Below are 25,077 nucleotides of genomic sequence, written 5' to 3' on the forward strand. Positions count from 1 at the left end.
AAGGTTCCTACTTTCGATCTTAAGCAGGAACCTTGGGGATGGGACGCCTAAGCCCACCCCGACCTCAGATTGCTTTTAGTAACTCGCCCTGAGCATCCCGCTGAAGATATTAAAGTTCTTATCAATCAAACCGATTAAACTCTGAGCATTAGAGAGCGATCGCGGTGGGTTAGAAATCAGCGTATCTAAGGCAATCAAGCGATTAAAATCAACTCTGATGTCACCAGTCCGCTCGGTTTTCCCATCGCTTTCATAAAACTTGACCCCCGCCTTCTTGTGCATAATCTCAATCAACTCCTGCGCCATGATGCCATAGCCAATCGTGGTGGGATGAATGCCATCCAAAGAGAATAAGCCGCCTTGAGTGCGACCTGTTGCATCAGATTTAAAAAAGCGGGAATCTGGTACAGGTGAAAGTGCCTGAAGCTCAGGTGGCAACTCGTACTGACCACCCACTTCATCCCACCAAGTCGGTCTGGCTTCCGGGTCTTGGATATAGCGCCTGGATGCCAAGCGATCCAACAAGCCAGCCATTTCAAACAGATACCAATCTCTGCCTTCCTGTCGAGCTTGAAGCACCGCCTCGGTTATAGAGTCGTTGTACTGGTCAATGGCACTATCAATGGCTCGTGCTTCTTCCTCTAGTAAATAGGGATGCTTATTTGGATCGAAGTCTTCTTCAGTCAGCCAAGGCAAGGAGTAGTAAGGGAAGTATCGAGATCCTGACTTTGCTTTTTTCCCTTCATTGTCTTTATTGATACCACGGGCAAAAGGAAGGATGGTGATGTGAGGAACCGTTGCCAAGATTACATGGCGAGCGCGGATTTGCTTAACTTCCTCAACCAGCTTGTCCAGTTCAGCCTTAAAGTGAATCGGACGCCAGACAGTATAGCGATCGTTGACCGCCATATCGTCATAACCTTCAGCAGTCCAAGCTGCCTTAAATGTCAGAATACTACCCAGCGCATTGTTGCCACCGATGATAACAAGCAGCGTTTCAATGCCGTTACCATCGCTTTCTTGCGTCCCCTCAGCGCCCAGTGCTGCCGCCGCTTGCAGTGGTGTCAGCGCGTTGCCTTGTGCATCCCGCGCCGAATTCAAAACTCGGATAGCAGCGCGTTCGTTATGGTACTCGACAACCTGCCGGAGATAATCGTCTTTGGGGGGATTTTTCCGAATGATGTCTAGGCAAATGTCCGCAGTGCGCGACAGGGTATTCCGCAAATCCCAGCCATAGACTGCCAGGTTGTGATTAATCCCGCGTTGAATGGGGAAGCGGGAGCCTGCGTCACGTTCCCAATAATCCTCTACATCGTCCATGTAGTGGCGTATAAACAACAGCGCCGGGGCGAAATCCAACCAGTTGATATCACCAAACTCCCGATCGAGTTGTCGAGCCAGATGTTCTAGGTTCAGCGGAAACCCGTCTCCTGGCCCGTCGTAGGTGGGATAACGCATCTGGTTAGACCAGCCCATTTCCTTGGCAATCATCATCGGATAGGAGAGGCTAGTATTAAAAATTGCCCCACTTTGAAAGCCGTGAGAGAGAGAGTCCCCAATCGTGACTAGCCGATGCTTAGGAGTTCCTTGTCTACTCACTTCAACGGCAATGCCCAGACTGGGATCTGTAATGGGTTTTCGCGCCTGTGCCTGAATAATTACATCGTCTGGCGTGCGATCGCGCATTCGATTTCCAGAGTCTGCCATAAAGTCTCCTTATTAAAAAAAGCGAACATTCGTTACCAGATGCTCCACAACCGATGAGATAAAATCCGGAATTTGTGTTAAATCAGCAGCGGTTTCAAATTAGCCGGTAGAATCTCTAAGACGATAAGATTCAATTAAATATTGTAGCAATTTGTAACAATATTTAAATCTTTTATTTGAAAACTGGACAGAAGATTAGGTAGAGGTTTTACTATAAAAGCTACCTCAAGTTCAAGAAAATTTAATTTTATAAAAAAGCCAGATAATTAATTAACTATTAATTATCATAAGTTAGAGGATTGATTTTAGGCATAAGGTATTTTCCAATAATTACCTTATTGGAATTAAATAGGAAGATAGACATATGACGGAAATAATAACTAAAATTATATCATCGAAATTTATTAAGCATTAAGTTATAAAATGCAAGTGTATCGCACAAGCAGTCTAACTCTCATCTGCTGCGTTCTTTTGTAGCGTTAAAATAGCACAAAAGCTAGACTGGGTCGATGGCTTTTCCTTGGCTAATTAACAGAAAAGTTAGCAATACTGAATTCAGGTGGAATCTATGGCTTTTAATATCAGTGCGCTGAAATTACCCACACTCAAAATCGGCTCTAATGGAGCAGCAGTCAGTGCTTGGCAAAGCTTTTTAAAAGAGGCTGGTTATCCGATAGGAACCGTTGATGGAGACTTTGGCAAGATTAGCGATACAGCTACCCGTAGTTATCAGCAAAGAAATAACTTGCCGGTTAATGGAGTTGTGGATAATACCACCTACACCAAAGCTTTGAGCGACGGTTTTCTTTATAAAGTTCCCAATCTTACGGCAGCAATGTTGCTTGCTTATCTGCGCTTTGGCGAGGCAGAGGTTAAAGATTTACAAAAGTCTTTGAATACTATATTGGTTCCCGACTTAACCGTAGATGGAGACTTTGGAGCTAGAAGTAGCCAAGGGTTAGCCCAAGCTTATCTCCAAAGAGATGTGCGCTTGCGTGATGAATTGGAAAATCTACTTTCTGCAACGACTAAGCAGAAATTAGGCGCAGATTTTATCCCAGCAATGGATATCCTCAACGCCTATGCCAAAAGAATTCGATTTCGCTTGAGTGGTCCGCATTGGTATGACAACTTTCCGACTAGCCGCTCGATTTCTGATTTAGCTTCGCCTTTCCGAGAAAAGGTAGCAGCTTTTCAAAAAGCTTTAATTGATGCGGGTGCCCAAACTATTATTGCCGCTACCTATCGACCTCCACAAAGAGCTTATATGATGCACTATTCGGCTCGGATTAGTCGAGGAGAAATCAGAGCAGAAAATGTACCAAATATGGCGGGAGTTGACATTGAATGGGTACATTATACGAACGCTGTAGCTGTGCAAGCTGCACAACTGATGGTAGATGAATTCGGGATTGGGGGGAATCCGGTGGCTCTAAGATCTCGCCATACTGAAAGGCTAGCCATCGATTGGAACATTACCTGGGAAGGAATTCTAAAAATAAAAAAGAGAGATGGCACCCTGGTGAATATTGGCGCTCCCACGAATGGTGCCAACAATACGGCTCTCTATAGTGTAGGTGCATCTTATGGCGTATTTAAGCTAGCAAATGACCCGCCCCACTGGTCAGTTGATGGTCGCTAAGGCTGAGGAGTTTTTTGAGTTAAGATTTTGAGTTTAGATTGTAGAGACGCGATTTATTGCGTCTCTATTTATCGATAGTTCAGAAATTTAGATTGGGCAACAGTAAAGCAAAATGGTATGAAAACAAAAGGTAAACTTTGCTGATTGCCGAACATCTACCCAACTGAGAGCTATGCAAGTTCAAAGATTTGACCTTAGCGCGGTTATCATCCGCACTACTGCGATCGCTCTACTGGCATTAATTGCTGGCTGTTCATCCGATCCATATACAGAATCAGCACTCCAGCCAACCAAATCCTCGAATCGCGCCGCTACTACAGCAGAAGTGGGTTTAGCACGCCACTTGAAGCGCACCAAAGCCAAATTTTACGGCGCATATTGGTGCCCTTTCTGCACAAAACAGAAAGAACTGTTTCCAAAAGAGGCGCTTGGCTATATAAACTACATCGAGTGCGATGCGGGCGGTAAAAATCCGCGTCCAGACCTCTGCACAAAGGCAAAGATCAAAGGCTTTCCCACTTGGGAAATTAAGGGGCGGCGTTACTCAGGTCTGCTTTCTTTAGAAGAACTCGCCGAGCTATCCGGGTATAAAGGCGATCGCAACTTCCAAAACCGAATTTGATGCGTGTCACCAAACGCTTCGCTCAAACGAACAATGCCATGCCCCTACGATGGTTCCCTCATTGTGGCTGCACAACGGCTGGAGAGGAAATTGGTTGTGCTTGTCCGGCTTGTACTAGAGCTTGATAAATTGCAGCAGCTACCTCAGCACGAGTCGCCGCCTGATTCGGTTTGAGCAAGTTTTGATTCGGGTAGTTAATTACAAGACCGGCGGCTGTAGACGCTGCGACACCTTGTGTCGCGTACTTAGGAATCTGATTGGCGTCTTGATAAGTCTGCAAAGCTTGAGCCGGATTGGACGGTGGTTTCAGCCCTAAGCCGCTAGCAAGCGCAACCAAAACTTGCGCTCTCGGAATTTCTTGGTTGGGTAGAAACCGATTTCCCGGATATCCTTTCAGAAAACCCGTTGCTACAGCCTGCTTGATCCCTGTTTCAGCCCAGTACCCAGCGGGGACATCTTGAAAATTTGAAGCATTCTGAACCGGTTTTTGACTAAAAGCCTTCCGCAACGGAGCCGTAAATTCCGCTCTCGTGATCGGTTGATCGGGGCGAAAAGTGCCATCGGTGAAACCCGCGAGGATGTTGCGTTCAACCAGCGCTTGAATGTAAGGACGCGCCCAGTAATTGTCGGGGATATCGGAAAAGTTGATCGGTTTAGCTGGGGCAGAAGCTGTGGGGGCTGGTACGGGAACAACCGCCGCAGGCGCGGAAGGCGCAGGCGCGGGTACTGTGGCGGGGGCGACTGACGGCGCTGGGGCGGAAGGCGCGGGTACGGGTACGGGAATAATCGGGACGCTTCTCGATACCGTGTTTGGATCGTCCGGTATGAGTAGCGTTGAGTTTGGGTCGCTCGGTGAAGCAGAAGGTGCCGGAACCGTTTGCTGGGTGGGCGATTCTCCGGGTATCACCGTTGGTAGCGGCGCTGCTGGCTTTGGACTCGCCGTGGCGTCAGGAGTCGGCAATCCGGTCAAATTCAACCCTGGCTCCCTTCTACCAATTGACCAGAAGAAAATCGTGCCAATCACGCCGAAGGCAACAACAATGCCAATCAACTCATCAAAGCCAAGCCGAGAGGAACGTGGATCGGGGGGAGGTGATGTCATTTACCTGAGTTCATGCAGCAAGTAGCTTATACCCTAAAATGCCTAGCTAAGTCATCCTTCTTAAAGCAAGAATTAAAAATTTTTGGAGGACAGAACATGAAACTTGTTTTGATAGAAAGCCCTGGAAAACGGCAGAAATGGCAGAAAAGCCTTGGTTCTGGCTACCGAGTGATGGCAAGCATGGGTCATGTCGTTGAGCTGGCTAAAGACGGGGAAGATGCACTGGGATTTGACCTATCAGGCGATCGCGTTACTTGTCGATTTGTCCCCCGTGGCGACCGAGGCAAAAAGGTTCTCACAGAATTAAAACAAGCCGTCAAATCAGCAACCGAAGTCATATTTGCGACAGACCCAGACCGGGAAGGGGAGGTAATTTCTTGGCATCTGGCACGAGAACTCAAGGTAAAAAATCCCCGGCGAGTAGTGACGAGCGAAATTACAGAAACTGCGATTAAAAAAGCCGTGAGCAAACCCCGTCCCCTCGACCAGAACCTCGTAGATGCAGCTCTTCTGAGGACGTGTCTCGACAAGCTGGTTGGCTTCAGAGGCTCCCCTCTGGTTTGGTCGCTCAAAAACGGAGCCAAGTCAGTCGGTCGGGTTCAAAGCGCGACCTTGCACCTATTATGCGATCGCGAGAGAGCGATTACAGCCTTTGTCCCTGAAGATTACTGGTCTGTTTACGTTGACTACGCCGAGGGGTTTCGAGCCTTTTATGCCGGACAAGTGAATCGTTCCGATGAGCCTGAAGTAGAGGAAACCGATGATTCTGAGTCTCCTGACAGCAAAAAAGCTGCTGAAGGAACCAGAGTGACAACACAAACTCAAGCGGATCAACTGGTAGCGATGGCGAAGAGTCATCCGCATCAGGTAGTCAGCACCCAAGGTAAAGTGAGTTTCAAAAAACCACCCGCCGCATTTACCACCAGTTCCCTTCAGCAGGCAGCAGGAGCGCGTCTAAAGCTGAATCCAGAGAAAACAATGCAAGTGGCGCAAAAGCTGTACGAGCAAGGATACATCACCTATATGCGTACAGATAGCCCAACTTTATCTGAGGAGTTTTGCGCTTCGGTGCGGAAGTATCTGGAGCAAAATGACCCAGAGAATGTCCCCCAAAAGACGACTGTTCGTAAAAGTGCAGCGCTGTCCCAGGAGGCGCACGAGGCAATTCGACCGACAGAGATTACCCGGCTACCATCCGTCATTAAAGCAGAGTTAACACCCGAAGAAGCTGGATTGTATGATTTGATATGGCGACGCGCGATCGCTTCTCTGTGTCAACCAGCGCGACTCCTGAAGACGAAAATTGTCACCAAATCTGGTAGCGTCACTTGGCAAGCTTTGGGTCAGGTGCTACAGTTTGAGGGCTATCTTCGCTACTGGCGAGATATTGGTTCAGATCAAGTGTTGCCGACCCTCAAAGAAGGGCAACCGCTGATCTGTACCCATGCGGATGCCGATAAGAAGCAGACGATGCCACCCCCCCGTTATTCTGAGTCTAAGTTGATTCAGGTGATGGAGAAACAGGGGATTGGGCGTCCTAGCACCTATGCTCCGACTGTAAAGACTTTGAAAGAGCGGGAGTATGTGGTTCTGAAGAAGGCGTTGCTCGTGCCTACCCAGTTAGGGATGGAAGTTGATGAGTTTTTGGGTCGGGTGTTACCTGAGCTGATTCAAGCAGATTTTACGGCAAAGATGGAGCGGGAATTGGATGCGATCGCTCACGGTAAGCTGGACTGGCAAAAGTATTTGACTAGCTGGAACCGCGACTATTTTGCCCCAGCACTCAAGAAAGCCGGGGCAAAAATTCCCGTTTCTATGCCGACTGTAACGAATCCAAGCCGAGTTAAGGTCACTCCACCTGTTTGTGAACCCCCGGATACTCGCACCGATACTAGCACGGAGACTCGGTCTGAACTTACTAATATTCGGTGTCCGAAATGCAAACATCCAATGATGAGGGTTTACTCGAAGTCTAAAAAACTTCAAACAGACCATTTTTTGAGCTGTGATGAGCGCAATAATGGCTGCGGTGCTGTAATGTTTTTTAACGTATCCACGCTAGAGTATGAATTGCCTGACGCTAAGCGGAAAAATCCGCCGCGTTCTGACAAGCCTTCTCAGCATTCTTGTCCGATTTGTGGCTCTTCCCTAGAGCGTTACAAATACACCAAAAATGGTCAAGATAAGGTGATGTTGCGTTGCTCTAACCCGAAAACCAAACAAAAGAAATGCAAAGAGGTAGCCTTCTTTGAGAGTAAAAAAGGTAACTGGTGGTCGCCAAAATTTGGCGAGCTTGGCGCGGAGTAATTCAGTAAGAATGCGTAGGTATACCTGTGGCTTGGTTTCTTGATTTACAAAGCGCCTAATTGAAGGACGTTGTTTGCTTGATGGTTTAAGGGTCTGGAGTGTACGCAATCATTATCAAGTTTTAACTAAAAAATAAACGCCAAGTCAGTCCCCCCATCCCTCAACTCGAATTGCATTCTATTGGAGATATATTTTAAATTACAGCACAACTATTCACAAAGAACAGCGGCATCTCAACACTTGGGTAGTTGCCCTTACACATAGCTGGAAATAAAATAGCTATGTCTAAGCATACTTTGGTTGGCATTAGTAGTTAATAGCATCACATTTATTTAAAGGTTTTCTTCATACATAACAATAAATATAGCTAAATTTAAAGTGATAGCAGACCTTATTTTTACTACAACGCTTAATAAATTTAAAAATTATTTTTGTTGTTTTAACCGTTGTTTTAATAAAAAGTTGAACAAGAGAAACTTACCTATTTTTTTGTAAATTCTAAAATCAAAACTAAAATAAATACACTCTTTTACCTTTTCAAATTGAATCAAATTTAAATTGTAAAAAATTGAAACCTGTAGTTTCAGCGTACTTGCGATTCTAAATTACCAATTTTAAATACTCTAAGTTTTACTGTGCCTGGGTTTTAACCCCTAAAATTTTTTTTAACCACGATCCCTTAGCTTTATACCCTGTACCCAAGGCTTGACAGAGAACTCAAAAAATAAAGTCATTATAACATAAAATTTCAACTACAAGAAAATTTGTTAAAATAGTTAACTTGCTTCAAGGGACTGAAATTGCTATTATTTAAATTCCTGATTTTGCCTATCTGCGTGCAGCCTACAAAGCTTTCGCCCAAGCTGAGAATATGAAGCTGGGTGTACCCACTCGTGTGAAAATAAACAGCAAACTTCCACAGGTTTAAATTGAGTGGATATACAACTACACTAAAGCGGAATAACTTGGTATCATAACCCTTTGAACCAGGAACGTCACTAGCGTCAGGTTGAGGAATGAAGTCTGATAAATCATTGATAAACAACAAAATTAAGCGGCAACTGCAACAAACACCAGTGGCGATTATCGGAATGGGTTGCATTTTTCCGCAAGCCAGGACTCTAGAAGAGTATTGGGAAAATATCATTACAAAAACCGATTGTATCTCTGATGTTCCTCCCTCACGCTGGCGGATTGAGGACTACTACGATCCAGATCCCAAGGCACCGGATAAGACTTATTGCAAACGAGGCGGATTCATCCCGGATATTGATTTTGATCCGATGGAATTTGGGTTGCCTCCCAATATTCTAGAGGTGACAGATGTCGCCCAAATGCTCTCGTTGGTAGTTGCCAAACAGGCAATGGAAGACGCTGGTTACGGTGAATCCAGAGATTTTAATCGGAAAGGCACAGGCGTCATTCTGGGCGTAGGGGGCGGGCAGAAACTAATTACGCCGCTAACTGCCCGTTTGCAATATCCCGTTTGGGAGAAGGTTCTTAAAAACAGTGGTGTATCTGACGAAGATACCCAAAAGATTATTGAGAAGATAAAACTTGCCTATATCGGCTGGGAGGAAAATTCTTTTCCGGGCATGCTGGGGAACGTGATTGCCGGACGAATTGCCAACCGCCTAGATTTAGGAGGAATTAACTGTGTTGTAGATGCAGCCTGTGCCGGGTCATTAAGCGCCCTGCGGATGGCTTTGAGTGAATTGACCGAGTATCGTAGCGACATGATGATCGCGGGCGGTGTGGATGCCGACAATTCGATCTTCATGTATATGTGCTTTAGTAAAACGCCTGCCTTTTCTAAAGAAGGGAATTCTCGTCCCTTCGATATAAATTCCGACGGGATGCTGTTGGGTGAAGGCATGGGAATGATGGTTCTCAAGCGGCTTGAAGATGCCGAACGAGATGGCGATCGCATTTATGCCGTCATCAAGGGAATGGGCACCTCCAGCGATGGCAAATCTAAGAGCATTTATGCTCCTCGTTCGGAAGGGCAAGCCGTAGCGTTGCGTCGAGCTTATGAAGATGCTGGATTTGCACCCTCAACAGTCGGTCTGATTGAAGCTCATGGTACAGGGACCGTCGCTGGCGATCCGACAGAGTTTGCAGGCTTAAATGAAGTTTTTAGCCAAAACAACTCCCAAAAACAACATATTGCCTTGGGGAGCGTTAAGTCTCAGATTGGACATACCAAAGCAACAGCAGGTGCAGCCAGCCTGATCAAAACGGCTTTGGCTTTGCACCATAAGATATTACCCCCGACGATTAATGTTACCCAACCCAACCCTAAACTTAAAATAGAAGACTCACCCTTCTATTTGAATACCGAAACCAGACCCTGGCTTGGCATTGATGATGAAACGCCAAGAAGAGCAGGGGTCAGTGCGTTTGGCTTTGGAGGCACGAATTATCATGTCGTCCTCGAAGAATATCAAAGGGAACATCAACAGGCTTATCGTTTACACAGTACGCCAGCGACCATCCTGCTGGATGCTCCAACAGTAGGAGAATTATTGGCGAAGTGTGAAACCCTAGAGTCGCAATTGGCAAGCGATCGCGGCACACAACATTACACAGAACTTGTCAGCGCTGCGAGTTTAAAAATTCCCGTTGCCTCAGCCAGAGTGGGATTTGTCACCACCTCTGCCGCAGAAGCCCGTGAATTATTGCAGATTACGATTGACTTACTCAAAAACAAACAGCAAGCCCAATCGTGGGAGCATCCCAAAGGAATCTATTACCGCAAAACTAGCCTGAACCCCCAAGGGAAGGTAGTGGCGCTGTTTTCGGGGCAAGGTTCGCAGTATTTGGAGATGGGTAAGGAACTTGTCCTTAACTTCCCTCAGCTTCGCCAAGCTTACAGCGATATGGACAAATACCTGGGCAAGAATGGGTTGCCACCCATTTCCCAAGTCGTTTTCCCGTGTCCTGTTTTTGACAACGCCCAAAAGGATGCCCAAATTGCGGCATTACAACAGACCGAAAATGCCCAACCCGCAATTGGTGCCTTGAGTTTTGGTCTCTACAAGATTATAGAAGAGGCAGGGTTCAAGCCTGATTATGTGGCAGGGCACAGCTTCGGGGAACTGACAGCACTATGGGCGGCGGGCGTTCTGAATGACGAAGATTACTTTTTCCTCGTCAAAGCCAGAGGTCAAGCGATGGCATTCCCCGACGATCCAAAAGTTGATACCGGCATGATGCTGGCGGTGAAAGGGGATATTTATAAAGTCAAAGAAGTTGTCGAGAATTTCCCCAAAATCACCATTGCCAACTGGAACTCTAACAATCAGGTGGTATTAGCGGGGGCGAAGGGAGAAATCGCCAAAGTCCAGCAGAAATTGGAGCAGCTTGGGTATTCGGTTGTTTTACTACCCGTTTCCGCAGCTTTCCATTCACCGTTTGTCGCTCACGCTCAAAAACGGTTTGCAGAGGTGCTGGATCGCGTTACTTTTAATCAACCGAAAATCCCGGTATACTCCAATACAACCGGAAATCTTTATCCAGACAATTCCCATACCATCGGACAAACCTTAGCTGCACATATTGTCAATCCTGTGCATTTTAAGCAGGAAGTTGAAAATATTTACGCAGCCGGGGGATATTTCTTTGTCGAAATTGGCCCCAGGAATATCCTGACCAATCTGGTGAAGAATATCCTCGAAGATCGACCCCATTTAGCGATCGCCTTGAATGCCAGTAGCAAAGGAGATAGCCAGCGCCAGTTGTGCGAAGCCTTTGTTCAGTTGCGCGTGGCTGGCTTGTCTTTAGATAACCTCGATCCTTACCTAGTTAAATCAAAAACATCCAATTCTCAGCAAAAGAAGAGATTGAATGTGCCTTTAAACGGCGCTAACTATGTCAGTGAGAAAACCAAAGCTGCTTTTGAACACGCTTTGCAAAACGGACACCAAATCAAGGGAAATCCAGAAAGGGAAAACAGGAATGGGAAATTGACACAGGAGCCGAAGAAATCTTTAGCCCCGAAACCAACACCACACATCGCCCCAATCCCTACCCCTCAACCCGTAATTCCCGTACCCGTAATTCCCCAAGTCAAAATGCCAGAGCCGATACCAGTTCCACCCGCAACCAAATCAGAGGCGCAACCCATGCAACAATCTTCTGTAAATAATCAGGGTCTTCTAGAAAGTTTAGAGCGCAACATGATGCGCTTTCACGAACATCAAGCTGCCAGCCAGCAAGTTCACGAACAATACCTGAAAAATCAGTTGGAATATTCCCAAAGATTTTTCCAGCTCATGCAGCAACATTATTCTCTTTTGGGGGCTGGTAATGGTGCGAATGGGTCAGTTGTGAATGGTCAGGCGTCAATCGCGCCGGTTCGGAACTTTGAGCAAGGACAAAACGGACAAGGAACCTCTGACAAACCACAGTATTCGGTTGTTTCCCCTACTGCCACGACTGTCGTACCGACGCCGGATCTGACGATTTCTGGGCTAGCTGCCCCAGAAATCGTCCCTACAGTGCCAGTATCTCCCGTTTCCAGCAATGGTTCGCAGCCAGCCCAGGCTCGCCAAGTAGAGACAAACGGCCTGCAAAATCAAATCGCTCAAGCAGAGGAGGCAGAAGTTGCGCCATCAGTCATCGAAAAGACCTCTAGCCCATCTGTAACAGCGCCAGCGGTGGATTTGACCCCCCTGATCGAATCCCTGTTAGAAGTGGTCAGCGAGAAGACTGGCTACCCCACGGAAATGCTAGAGCTTTCAATGGACATGGAAGCGGATTTGGGGATTGACTCGATCAAGCGGGTGGAAATCTTGGGAGCAATGCAGGAGTTATTCCCTGATTTGCCGCCGGTGAATCCAGAACAGCTCGCCGAACTCCGCACCCTCGCTCAAATTGTTGAATATATGGGCAACAAAGCGCCATCAACAGAGGTCGAGGTTTCTGCTCCAGCGGCAGCAGTTTCAGCGAAGGCAGAAAACGGATTTGTCTCCCAGGAGAAGGCGAATGCTCTGATCCAATCCCTGTTAGAAGTAGTCAGTGAGAAGACTGGCTACCCCACGGAAATGCTAGAGCTTTCGATGGACATGGAAGCAGATTTGGGGATTGACTCGATCAAGCGGGTGGAAATCTTGGGGGCAATGCAGGAGTTATTCCCTGATTTGCCGCCGGTGAATCCAGAACAGCTAGCCGAACTCCGCACCCTTGCTCAAATTGTTGAATATATGAGCCAGGAATCGCGGGTGGCTGAAAAAAAAACTTAACCCCAGAATCGCAGCAAGTTGAAGCTTCAGATGAAGCTTCAACTGAAGCTGAGCACAAGATTCAACGCGGTCGGGCGAGGCTCCAACCTCTAAGTGAGGTAGATTATTTGGATTTCACCTTGCCCGACCATCACATTTGTTTGCTGACCGATGACGGTAGCCCTGCCAGTATCAGATTGGTCAAGTCTCTTTCAGACCGAGGGTGGAAAGTGGTTGTATTAAGTTTCCCCGAATCTGTTATTGCCCAACGGCTACCGTTACCGGGAGGAATTAACCGTGTGGTGCTGGCAGATTTGAGCGAGGAGCATTTGAAACAACAGCTGATGGCGATCGCGCAAAACTACGGCTCGATTGGCGCGTTCGTTCATCTGCATCCCTCAATTCAAGAAAGTCTTGGGCAGGAATCGGAAAAAGCCATCCTCAAGCATATTTTTCTGATTGCTAAGCACCTCAAAAAATCACTGAATGAAGCAGCACGTCAAGGACGCAGTTGTTTCCTCACCGTGAGCCGCCTGGATGGGCAATTCGGTTTAAGTCGCAAAACAGAGTTTAGCGCCATCGGTGGGGGGCTGTTCGGCTTGACGAAAACCCTCAACCTGGAATGGGAACGGGTGTTTTGTCGCGCCATCGATTTGAGTCCCGCTTTCGATGAAGAATTTGTCGCCCAATCGATTGTCGCGGAACTTCACGACCCCAATCGGTTGATTACCGAAGTCGGGTACAGTTCCCAGGGGAGAACCACCCTGGTAGCCGAGATGTGTAGGGTTAAGAAGAACGCTCGCGGCACAACACATCAAATTACTCCATCCTCGGTGTTTCTCGTCAGCGGCGGTGGACGCGGGATTACTTCCCAGTGTGTCATCAAGCTAGCGCAACGCTACCGATGCAAATTCATCCTCCTCGGTCGCTCAAGCATCAATCCGGAGCCAGCATGGGCAAAAGGCTGTGTTGATGAATTTGATTTGAAAAAGCGGATTATGGCAGATATTACTGCACGAGGAGAGAAACCCACCCCAATCAAAGTCCAAAAGACACTGAAGGCGATTTTATCCCAACGAGAAATCGCCCAAACGCTGCAAGCGATTGAGAAAGCGGGTGGGAAAGCAGAATATCTCAGCGCCGACATTACCGATGCGATCGCTTTAAAGGAAAAACTAGCAGATACCGTCCAGCGTTTTGGAGCGATCTCCGGAATTCTTCATGGCGCTGGCAATTTGGCAGATAAATTGATTGAGAATAAATCCGAACAGGATTTTGAAGCCGTTTATACTGCCAAAGTCAAAGGGTTGGAAAATCTGCTGAGTTGTGTCAATCCGAATCAAATCAAGCATTTGGTGTTGTTCGCTTCAGCGGCTGGGTTTTACGGGAATATTGGTCAATCGGATTATGCGATCGCCAATGAGATTCTCAATAAATTTGCCCATCACTTTAAGCGCCTCCATCCCGAATGTCACGTAGCTTCCTTTAATTGGGGACCTTGGGATGGCGGGATGGTTACGCCTGAGTTAAAACAGATTTTTGCCGAACGCAAGGTTGAGGTAATTCCCGTTGAAGTGGGAACTCAGATGCTAGTTGACGAACTAGATTTTGGCGAACGGGAAACAGTGCAAGTTTTGGTGGGGAGTCCTCTGGTAGTCGTGTCTGGAGAGCTAGATTCAGAACTCCGGACTTACCAAATTCATCGAAAATTAAACCTGAAAGCAAATTCCTTTTTGCAAGATCATGCGATTGGTGGTCAAGCGGTATTACCAACCGTTTGTGGTTCAGTATGGCTTGCCAATGTTAGCGAACAGCTATATCCTGGCTACAAGTTTTTTAGCTGCGAAAACTTCAAAGTCTTAAAAGGCATTGTTTTCGATGAAACATTGGCAAGCGAATACATCTTGGAAGTGAAGGAAGTCAATAAATCCCAGAACGAGCAGCTCGAACTCGCAGCGACAATATGGAGTGAAGCGGAACCCGGAAAACGCCGCTATCATTACAACGGGCAGGTGAAACTCCTGAAAGAAATTCCGGAAGCTCCCACTTATGAATTTGATGCAACTCAAAGTCAAGAGTTTGCGTTCCTATCGCCTTATCAGGATGGCACCTTGTTTCATGGCCCTAGTTTTAAAGGGGTCAAACAAGTTTTAAATATTACGCCAGAAACCCTGACGATGGAATGTGTTTTACCCCAAATCACTGAAGAACAGCGGGGACAGTTTCCGGCACAGGCATTCGATTTTGTCGCCAAAGATGTGCAATTTCAGTGCATGTTGATTTGGGTAAGGCATTTTTATCAGGCGGCTAGTCTCCCTTTACGCTGCCAGAAAGGAGAGCATTTCCAAATGATTCCCTTGGGTAAACCATTTTACGTGTCGATGGATGTCATTTCTAGCAATGAAACTAAGTTAGTGGCGAACATCACTTCCCACGATATCCAAGGAAAAGTTTACTCGCGAGTATTTGGGGCAGAAGTGACGATTAGTAAACAACTGAACCGTCTATTCTTTAACTCTGAAAAAGTAGGAGTTAAGTAATGGCAAGTTAAAAACTAATTCAGCGTGCTGTAGTAGCGATCGCTGCTACAGCACGCTGGCTAGAGCCTATTTAAAATAAAGTCGTTTTTTATTAATCTTTTAGGAATATTGAATGGAAAAAATTGCAATCATCGGTTTATCTAGCTTATTCCCAGGTGCAGAAAGTCCTGAGCAATATTGGCAGAATTTAATTGCTAAAAAAGATTTTAAAAGCTTAGCAACAGTCGAACAAATGGGAGTAGACCCCCAAAAGTTTTATTCGACAGATAAAGGGAAGCTAGATAAATACTATTGTTTAAAGGGAGGGTATATTCGAGATTTTCAGTTAGATACCAGCGAGTATCAGATGGCTCCTGAGTTACTGAAAAGCTTAGATGAAATTTATCAATGGTCTTTATACGTCTCAAAACAAGCATTAAAAGATAGCGGTTATTTAGGAAATCAATCAGTTCTGGAAAAATGCGGCGTGATTCTGGGGAATCTTTCTTTTCCTACCCGCTTTTCCCATCGTTTTTTTGCACCAATCTATCAAAAGTTTCTTGATTCAGCCCTTCAGCAACTTTTACAAGAAGAATCTTTCCAACTAAAAAAACCACCTTCTGATGGATCTCTTTTAAATGGAATGTTATCCGGGTATCCGGCAGCAGTCATTGCTCAAGCGCTGTCTTTATCTGGAATTAATTTATCTCTGGATGCAGCCTGTGCGACATCGCTGTATGCAGTTAAATTAGCTTGTCACTATCTGTTATCCGGCAAAGCTGACCTGATGTTAGCGGGTGCGGTGAGTTGCGCCGATCCGTTCTTCATCAATATGGGATTTTCTATTTTCCACGCTTATCCAGAAGATGGGATATCGCGTCCTTTTGATAAGTCATCCGGAGGACTCGTAGCTGGAGAAGGAGCCGGAATGGTTGTCCTGAAACGATATAGCGATGCGCTGCGAGATGGCGATCGCATCTACGCCACAATCTGCGGCGTTGGCTTATCGAATGACGGCAAAGGGAAATTTGTCCTCAGTCCTAATCCCAAAGGGCAAATCTTAGCCTTTGAACGGGCATATACCGAAGCCGGAATACATCCCAACAGTATCGATTACATCGAGTGTCATGCCACGGGTACTCCTGTCGGAGATATCACCGAACTCAACTCGATGGAAACCTTCTTCGGTAAGCATCAAACGGTACCTCTGATTGGTTCTGTCAAATCCAATTTTGGTCACTTGTTGACGGCTGCGGGGATCGCGGGTCTCATCAAAGTGATTTTGAGCATGGGTGAAGAGATCATCCCGGCGACAATCGACGTAATTGACCCCCTCCGTTCAGAAAAAGGCGCGATCGCTGCTGAGCAGATGGTCACTTCCCCGACACCTTGGCCTCAAAAACAACCGACAAAACGTGCCGCCATCAATGCTTTTGGTTTTGGTGGTACTAATGCTCATTTGATTTTAGAATCTTCAGAGGCAACGGCTGGAGAAGGTGAGGATTCCCAATCCCCAATTCCCAATCCTCAACTCAACACTCAACACTCAACACTCAACACTCAACACTCATTAGCGATCGTCGGCATGGATGCCTTCTTTGGCTCCTGTAAAAGTTTAGATGCCTTCGAGCGCACGATTTATGAGGGAACGCAGCATTTTATCCCCCTTCCGCCTCAGCGCTGGCAAGGTATCGAAGAGCAACCCCAATTACTCAAAGAATATGGCTTGGCAAACGGTGAAGCGCCTCTGGGAGCCTACATTCAAGATTTTGAACTCGATTTTCTCAATTTCAAAATCCCGCCCCGCGACGAAGATCAACTGATTCCTCAACAGCTATTGATGCTCAAGGTGGCGGACAACGCTATCAAAGATGCAAAACTAGCGCAAGGGGGAAATGTCGCCGTGATTGTGGCGATGGGGACAGAACTCTCCTTGCACCAGTATCGCGGTCGATGCGATTTATCTTGGCAAATCAAAGAGAGCTTGGAACAAGCAAATATTTCTTTGTCTCCCGAAAAACTTGCCGAACTGGAAACTATTGCCAAAGATAGCTTGCATCCTCCGGCGCAAGTCAACCGATACACTAGCTTCATCGGCAATGTGATGGCTAGTCGCATTTCCGCCCAGTGGGATTTCACTGGTCCCTCCTTCACCATTTCTGCCGAAGAAAATTCGGTTTTTAAAGCTTTAGAAGTCGCTCAACTCCTGCTCTCTAATGGAGAAGTTGATGCTGTTGTCGTCGGCGCTGTCGATCTCTCTGGTGGATTGGAAAACGTATTATTCCGCCAGCAGTTAGCACCGATTAATCAAGGGATTCCCACCTTAAGCTTTGATGAAAACGCGAATGGCTGGATGGTCGGAGAAGGTGCAGGTGCCGTCATTTTAAAGCGGCACGAAACAGCCAAACAAGAGCAAGACCGAATTTATGCCGTTATTGATGCCATCAGCTTAATTCAGGATAATGCCAATCATCAATCGACGAGCGATCGCATGCTCACACAAGCTTGTCAGCAGGCGTTCGATTTAGCAGGTATTCACCCTACAGACATCGGGTATCTGGAAGTTTTTGGCAGTGGCGTCGCCTCAGAAGATGAAGCCGAAATCAAAGGTTTACTTTCTGCCTATCAAACTTCCCAAGCGAGTTTGAGTTGTTGCCTGGGAAGCGTCAAAGCCAACATCGGTCATACTTATACCGCTTCCGGGATGGCGAGTTTAATCAAAACTGTCCTCTGCCTGTTTCATCGGTATATTCCTGCGACTCCCCAGTGGTCTAGACCGAAACTGCCTCAGATGTGGCAAGGAAGTCCCTTCTACGTCACCACCGAATCGAGAACTTGGTTCTTGGAACCCGAAGCGTCCAAAAGAGTGGCTGCAATTAACGGCTTAGGCATAGATGGTACTTATTCTCACATCATCCTCTCGGAAGAATTGAGCCAAAAAGAGCGTCCTAGGAAGTATCTGGAACAAACGCCCTTCTATTTATTTCCCCTCACCGCTAATCATCAATCTGCGTTGCTCGAACGCTTGCATTCGCTCCAAAATCTGATTGAAACGGGTGAAGATCTATCCGTTGCAGCAACACAGACCTTTACAGCTTTTGGGAAATCGCCCCAGGCGACTTATACCCTAGCGATTGTCGGTTCTCATAAACAGGAAATCCTGCGGGAAATCCACTTAGCGATCGCAGGTATCAAAAAAAGCTTTGAAACGGGCGGAGAATGGAAAACACCACTTGGCAGTTATTTCACACCGAAACCTTTAGGAAAAGAGGGTAAACTTGCCTTTGTTTACCCAGGTATGGCTAGTTCTGCTCTCGGACTAGGACGGGACATTTTCCAGCTATTTCCTAAAGTTTACGATAGCTTCTCGGCTCTGACTCCCTATCCAGGTCAGGTCATGCACGAGAAACTTCATTATCCCAGAAGTTTAGAAAAACTTTCCAGTCAAGCACAAGCAGAGAAACAGGCAGAATTTTTGGGTGACGGAGTAGCAATGTGCCAAACCGGAATCAGTTTGGCAGTGCTATATAGCCTCATTCTCAGACAGTATTTCCAAGTCCAACCCCAAGTTGCATTTGGGTATAGCTTGGGTGAAGCTAGCAGTATGCTGTTTGCCCTTGACATTTGGCGCGATGATGGGAAATTAAGCGAAGCTTTAGTGTCCTCTCCTCTATTTAGAACTGATTTATGCGGTCCCTGTTTAGCGGGACGTAGGTTTTGGGGTTTGCCAGAAAGCGATCGCTCGGAAAAATTTTGGATTTCCTATGTTCTCAAAGCGCCCGTATCGACAGTTAAGGAAGTCCTAAAGCAGGAAGAACGTCTTTATCTGTCATTTATCAATACTCCAGAAGAAGTAGTAATTGGTGGAGATCCGCAAGCTTGCTTAAGAGTGATTGAAACTCTCAAGTGCAAATATTTCCCCATCAATTTTGACAGTGTATTGCACTGCGAACCAACAAATACTGAGTATGAGGGATTGGTTGAATTACACACAATTCCCATCCAAAATCTACCCGATATTCAGTTTTATTCTGGAGTAAATTACGCTCCGATTAAGCTAGATACTAATTCTCTGGCCCATAACGCCGCCAAAATCTGCTGTATAACGGTTGATTTCCCTAGAATTATTCATCGTGTCTACGAAGCTGGTGTCAGAATCTTTATTGAGGTAGGCGCAGGAAACAATTGTTCTCGATGGATTAGCGAAACGCTTAAGCAACAAGAGCATATTGCCATATCCATCAATACCAAAGGCGTTGATGACCATACTGGAGTGGTCAGGGTTTTAGCAAAACTTGTGAGTCACGGTGTCTCTGTGGATTTGTCCCCACTTTATTCTCAAGTGCCAGAAAAATCTATCCAACGTCAATCAATTGTTAAAAAAGTTACTTTGGGTGGAAGCCGAATTTATTCTAAAATTTTGACCGCTGAAAATTGTGAGATTTTCCGAAAAGAGATAACAAGAGGTAATAAAGCAAAAGCCATGACAATAGCAAAAGAACCCCAACAGACAACTAATCATCAAAACCAAATGATGAAGATATTTCAGCTACAAATAGCTGTAGCCGAACAATTATTGAATCAAAATATATCAGCTCAGAGCAATGGTCAGATAGCCCCTGCAACTTCAGATCCTCAGCGCAATAGTTACACAAAGCCTTCTAATATTGTTTGGGATGAAGCAGATTTACTAGAATTTGCTGAAGGGAAAATTTCCCGTGTCTTCGGTAAAGACTATGAAATTATCGATTCCTATTCCCGGCGAGTGCGGCTGCCAGTTCCGCCCTATCTCTTGGTGAGCAGGGTTACTAAACTTGATGGGGAAATAAATAGCTTTAAACCCTCTTCAATCACAACCGAATACGATATTCCACAGAATGCCTGGTACGCTGTTGATGGTCAAGCTCCTTGGGCAATCAGTGTAGAATCTGGTCAATGCGATTTATTATTAATCAGCTACCTAGGAATTGATTTTGAGAATAAAGGCGACCTAGTTTATCGCTTGCTTGATTGCACCCTGACGTTCCTAGATGATTTACCCAAAGAAGGACAAACCCTGCGTTATGACATCCGCATAAATTCTTTTGTGCGAAGCGGAGATAACCTACTATTTTTCTTTAGTTACGAGTGCTTTGTTGGGGATAAAATGATCCTCAAAATGGACGGAGGCTGTGCCGGATTCTTTTCCGACGAACAACTCGAAAATGGTAAGGGAATTATTGTTTCCGATAAAGAACTTGAAGCGCGAAGCAAGATTCCAAAGCAAAAGTTTGAGCCTCTGCTAATCTGTCAAAAATCAAGCCTAGATGAGTCAGATATGTTATCCCTCACCGAGGGTAATATTGCTGCCTGCTTAGGAGACCATTATTGGCAAGATGGCTTAAATCCCTCCCTGCGCTTGCCCCCGAAGGCAATGCTCATGATCGACCGCATCACATCAGTAGAACCGACAGGAGGGGCTTGGGGTTTAGGTCTAATTATCGGCGAAAAATTTCTTGACCCAGATCATTGGTATTTCCCCTGCCACTTCAAAGACGATCAGGTGATGGCTGGTTCCCTGATGGCAGAAGGGTGCGGTCAACTCTTGCAATTCTATCTTCTCTATTTAGGATTGCAAACCTACACGGTTGATGCTAGATTTCAACCGATTCCCGGTTTGCCACAGGTCGTCCGTTGTCGCGGACAGGTGACTCCCATTTCGGGCAAATTAATCTATCGGATGGAAATCACTGAAATTGGCATTACACCAAAACCTTATGCAAAATGTAATGTTGAAGTCATCCTAAACGGCAAAATTGTTGTTCACTTCCAAGACCTCGGCTTGCAGCTATCTGAAAAGAACCCCAATCATTCAATTTCTGTTGAACAAGCGATAAACAACTCTCAACAAAAGGCAGGATTACCCCGGAAACCAGCCTTATTAAATGAAGATCAAGTCAACGAATTTTGTCTGGGTTCGGTTGCTAAGTGTTTTGGCCCAGAATTCGAGATTTATGACAACGGTGGCGTCAAAGCTTCGCGGATGCCCAATACTCATCTCAATTTGGTGCATCGCGTTTTGGAAGTGAATGGTAAACGCCATGAACTAACAAAAAATTCCAGTATTGTTACTGAATACGACGTTCCCACAGAGCCTTGGTATTATCGCCAAAACTCCTCTCCAACAATACCGTACTCAATTTTAATGGAGATAGCTCTGCAACCCTGTGGTTTTCTCTCTGCTTATTTAGGAACTACTTTGTTGTATCCAAATCAAGACTTGTACTTCCGCAATCTTGATGGACAGGGTCGCCTTCTCAAGGATATAGATATTCGAGGAAAGACGATTACGAATACAGCCCGGTTACTGTCTTCATCCAATATCCAGGGAGTGATTATTCAGAGTTTTGATTTTCAAATGGTTTGCGATGGCGAACCGTTTTATGAAGGAACTGCCGCATTTGGTCATTTTAGCCCCCAATCTTTAGCAAATCAGGTAGGACTGGATCGCGGTAAGGATGTTCCACCCTGGTACGAAACGGAAAATACCACCGGACTCGCGAAAGCAAAAATCGACTTAAGGAGTCCGGAAAGTAGAGCCAAGTTTTATCGCCTTAATCAGGCTCGACCCCATTATCGGCTTGCTCAGTATCAGTTAGACCTCCTGAATGAAGTACGAATTATTCAAGGAGGAGGGAACTATCAGCAAGGCTACATCTATGCCCGAAAAGAGGTAAAGCCGAATGACTGGTATTTCAAGTGTCATTTTTACCTTGACCCGGTCATGCCTGGTTCATTAGGAATTGAGGGGATTTTGCAAGCGATGCAAGTCTATGCCTTGCAGAACGATCTTGGTAAACAATTCAAATCTCCCCGTTTTGTCCAAGCCATCGACCATCTAATCGTTTGGAAATATCGCGGACAAATTCCTCATGGTCATACCGAGATGTATTTAGAGGTTCATATTTCCAAAGTGGATATTACTCCAAACAAAGTCACCTTAATCGGTGATGCCAGTTTGTGGAAACCCAACCTGAGAATCTATGAAGTTAAAGACATCGCTCTTTGTTTAGTTGAGTCTGATTAAAATCTATCAAACTCACACTATGGTTCAGTTAGTACTGTTGGTGAATTAAGAACCTAACCCCCAGCCCCCTTCCCTAGTAGGGAAGGGGAGTCCGGAAGCCCCTCTTCTCCTAAGGGAGGGATTTGGGGAGTCAACCCAACCGACAATCTACAATCTGTTATTGGCTTGAATTGGAAAAAGAAACTATGTTGGCAATACCTTTAACGCAAAACAAAAATGGTCTTCGTTTCTCAGGAAATCCAAACAATCAAAATCCAGTCTGGCAGGGTTCTTTAAATTCTGTAGCTTTTGATGAAGAAGGTATCAAGACTAAACTGCTGAATTTAGATAAACCCTGTTACATCGTTAGCAAGCAAGGCCAAATTGGGGTCACGAACGAAGGTTATTTAGGGGATGCTAATAACGGCAAAACTGAATCCGTGGAAACTTTGACAGCAGTGCCACCGCTAGTTCCTCAACAGTTGGGAGACCCCAGTTTCCTGACTTTTCACGGGGTAAAATATGCTTATAGTACGGGGTCAATGGCGAATGGCATTGCCTCCGAAGAAATGGTAATTGCCCTTGGTAAAGAAAAGATTCTCAGTGCCTTTGGTGCCGCGGGCTTAGTTCCTTCTCGCATTGAAACTGCTATTCACCGCATTCAGCAAGCACTTCCAGAAGGGCCTTATGCATTTAATTTGATCCACAGTCCTAGCGAAGCTGCAATCGAGCGGGGTGCAATCAATTTATATCTCAAATACGGCGTCACCACTGTAGAAGCTTCCGCATTTCTGGATTTGACACCCAACATTGTTTATTATCGGGCAGCGGGACTTAGCCTCAATTCAGCGAATCAAATCGAGATCAAAAACAAAATAATTGCCAAAGTTTCTAGGGCAGAAGTTGCAACTAAATTTTTGCAACCAGCCCCAACTAAAATGCTCAAGCAATTGGTCGCTCAAGGACTGATTACTGAGTTACAAGCTTCCTTGGCTGAAAAAATTCCAATGGCTGACGATATTACTGTAGAAGCCGATTCTGGCGGTCATACAGATAATCGTCCCTTAGTTTGTCTCTTACCTTCGATTCTGACTCTTAGGGATGAAATTCAGGAAAAATATGGTTACGAACAACCTGTCAGAGTTGGAGCGGCTGGAGGAATTGGTACACCGCAGTCAGCATTAGGGGCATTTATGATGGGAGCCGCTTATGTGGTGACAGGCTCCATTAACCAATCCTGTCTTGAAGCTGGAGCTTCTACTCATACCAAAAACTTGCTAGCTCAAGCGGCTATGGCTGATGTGAGTATGGCACCAGCGGCGGATATGTTTGAAATGGGGGTGAAATTGCAAGTCCTGAAACGTGGCAGTCTCTTCCCAATGCGGGCGCAAAAACTCTTTGATTTCTACAAGAACTATGACTCAATTGAAGAAATTCCGCTTGTGGAAAGAGAGAAATTAGAAAAAGAAATCTTCAGGAAGAGTCTAGAGTCAGTTTGGGAAGATACGGTTGCTTATTTTTCTCAACGCGACCCGGATCAAATAACCAGAGCAGATAACAATCCTAAACGTAAAATGGCTCTGATTTTCCGCTCGTATTTGGGCTTGTCCTCCCGTTGGTCTAATGCGGGTGAGAAAGGTCGTGAAATGGATTATCAAATCTGGTGTGGCCCCTCGATGGGATCGTTCAATGAATGGGTGAAGGGTTCTTATCTGGCTCAAGCGAATAATCGTCGCGTAGTTGATGTTGCCGATCACATAATGATTGGTAGTGCCTTTTTGTACCGGCTGCAAAACTTGAAACTACAGGGATTATCGATACCTGCACAATACTGGAACTACTGTCCAAAACCTCTTTTTTAGGGATAGTCTAAGCATTCTTGCTACAAGGGGCTGGCATTGTGAAGAACTTTGCCGAAAAAGCCTCTGAGCTGTCTCTATTGGTATCCCTTAAACTGTGAAGACAAGCGATCGCGTATAGGCGTTTTTATGTTTTTATTAAGACGCTTTTGAGTGAGTCTGCGCGATCGCTTTTGTCACTTCCAAGAACTCGCGCAAAGTCGCTGAAGCATCGTCCTGTCGCCATACAGCCGCCATTGGGACAGTTGGTGTTGGTTCAGCGATGTTTTTGTACAAGACACCCTTGCGTTGAAGATTTTGGACATTAGCAGGGAGCAAGGCAACTCCAACCCCACCAGCGACTAAGCCGAGTATTGTTAGCATCAGCGTTCCTTCTTGGATGACAACGGGGGAAATACCCGATTGTTGGCACAGATGTTCGAGCTGTTCAGATAAGACTGGAGAGAATTGACGAGAAGGAAGGATGAACACTTCCTGTGCCAGTGCTTTTAAGGAAACTTGAGGTTGGCTCGCCAGTGGATGACTCTCTGGTAAGGCGACGATTAAAGACTCATGGCAAATCGTCATCCAGGATAAATCAACTTCTTCTTGCATCCACGACGGCAAATGGAAAAAGCCAACATCCAGATGGCGATCGCGCAGTGCTTGCAATTGGAAGGAAGTTGCTAACTCTCGCCAGACGAGTTCCACAAGCGGAAAACGTTCAAGATAAACTCGCAGAATGTCTGGCAAAAAGCTGTTTGCCACTGAGCTAGTAAAGCCGATTACCAATCGCCCGATTTCTCCACGACTAGCACGTTGCGCCATGTTGACCGCACGATCTACGCTAGCGATCGCGCTTCGAGCTTCGTCTAAAAAGACTCTTCCCGCTAGGGTTAACTGGAGCGGTCGCTGGGTGCGATCGAACAGCTGCACTCCCAGATCGTCTTCGAGATCGTGAATTTGTTTGCTCAAGGGAGGTTGCGCGATATGCAGACGAGCAGCAGCACGAGAGAAGTTTAACTCCTCTGCAACCGCGATGAAGTAATGCAAATGCCGAAGCTCCATTCGTT

At 46.0% G+C, this 25,077-nt stretch carries 10 protein-coding genes; 7 read left to right on the forward strand and 3 right to left on the reverse strand.

The features are described from left to right. Positions 1–75 precede the first annotated feature (75 nt). A complete protein-coding gene (locus NC994_RS04780) occupies positions 76–1,707 on the reverse strand; it encodes a hypothetical protein (RefSeq protein ID WP_190439771.1) in 1,632 nt (543 codons plus the stop codon). Positions 1,708–2,275: 568 nt separating this feature from the next. On the opposite strand from NC994_RS04780, the gene NC994_RS04785 reads away from it, so the two are divergent. Continuing rightward, positions 2,276–3,349, forward strand: coding sequence for a peptidoglycan-binding protein (locus NC994_RS04785; protein WP_190439772.1), 1,074 nt, complete (start codon positions 2,276–2,278; stop codon positions 3,347–3,349). Between the two features lie 172 nt (positions 3,350–3,521). Next, entirely contained in the window at positions 3,522–3,971 is a 450-nt protein-coding gene (locus NC994_RS04790) for a hypothetical protein (RefSeq protein WP_190412768.1), read from the forward strand. A gap of 58 nt (positions 3,972–4,029) precedes the next feature. Here NC994_RS04790 and NC994_RS04795 read toward each other — a convergent pair whose 3' ends face one another. Then, positions 4,030–5,073 (reverse strand): S-layer homology domain-containing protein, encoded by a 1,044-nt coding sequence (locus NC994_RS04795; protein WP_190439773.1) that lies wholly within the window; start codon positions 5,071–5,073, stop codon positions 4,030–4,032. A gap of 96 nt (positions 5,074–5,169) precedes the next feature. Between NC994_RS04795 and topA the strand changes: the two genes are divergently transcribed. From topA to NC994_RS04820, 5 genes are all read left to right on the forward strand, one after another. Next, the gene (gene topA, locus NC994_RS04800) at positions 5,170–7,380 is read left to right on the forward strand and encodes a type I DNA topoisomerase (protein WP_190439774.1); all 2,211 of its coding nucleotides are present in this window, start codon (positions 5,170–5,172) and stop codon (positions 7,378–7,380) included. Positions 7,381–8,396: 1,016 nt separating this feature from the next. Next, positions 8,397–12,623 (forward strand): type I polyketide synthase, encoded by a 4,227-nt coding sequence (locus NC994_RS04805; protein ID WP_190439776.1) that lies wholly within the window; start codon positions 8,397–8,399, stop codon positions 12,621–12,623. A gap of 107 nt (positions 12,624–12,730) precedes the next feature. Next, positions 12,731–15,142 (forward strand): SDR family NAD(P)-dependent oxidoreductase, encoded by a 2,412-nt coding sequence (locus tag NC994_RS04810; RefSeq protein WP_190439778.1) that lies wholly within the window; start codon positions 12,731–12,733, stop codon positions 15,140–15,142. A gap of 112 nt (positions 15,143–15,254) precedes the next feature. Then, on the forward strand, positions 15,255–22,187 hold the full coding sequence (locus tag NC994_RS04815; protein WP_190439781.1) for a PfaB family protein: 6,933 nt from the start codon (positions 15,255–15,257) through the stop codon (positions 22,185–22,187). Positions 22,188–22,372: 185 nt separating this feature from the next. Then, complete coding sequence (locus NC994_RS04820) at positions 22,373–24,028, forward strand: PfaD family polyunsaturated fatty acid/polyketide biosynthesis protein (protein ID WP_190439784.1); 1,656 nt, start codon at positions 22,373–22,375, stop codon at positions 24,026–24,028. A 135-nt stretch (positions 24,029–24,163) separates the two neighbouring features. Here NC994_RS04820 and NC994_RS04825 read toward each other — a convergent pair whose 3' ends face one another. Beyond that, positions 24,164–25,072 carry a LysR substrate-binding domain-containing protein gene (locus NC994_RS04825; protein WP_190439786.1) on the reverse strand — a complete coding sequence of 303 codons (909 nt, stop codon included), beginning with the start codon at positions 25,070–25,072 and terminating at the stop codon, positions 24,164–24,166. Positions 25,073–25,077: the final 5 nt, after the last annotated feature.

Source organism: Trichocoleus sp. AS-A1, assembly GCF_039962015.1.
Lineage (GTDB): Bacteria > Cyanobacteriota > Cyanobacteriia > Cyanobacteriales > FACHB-T130 > FACHB-T130.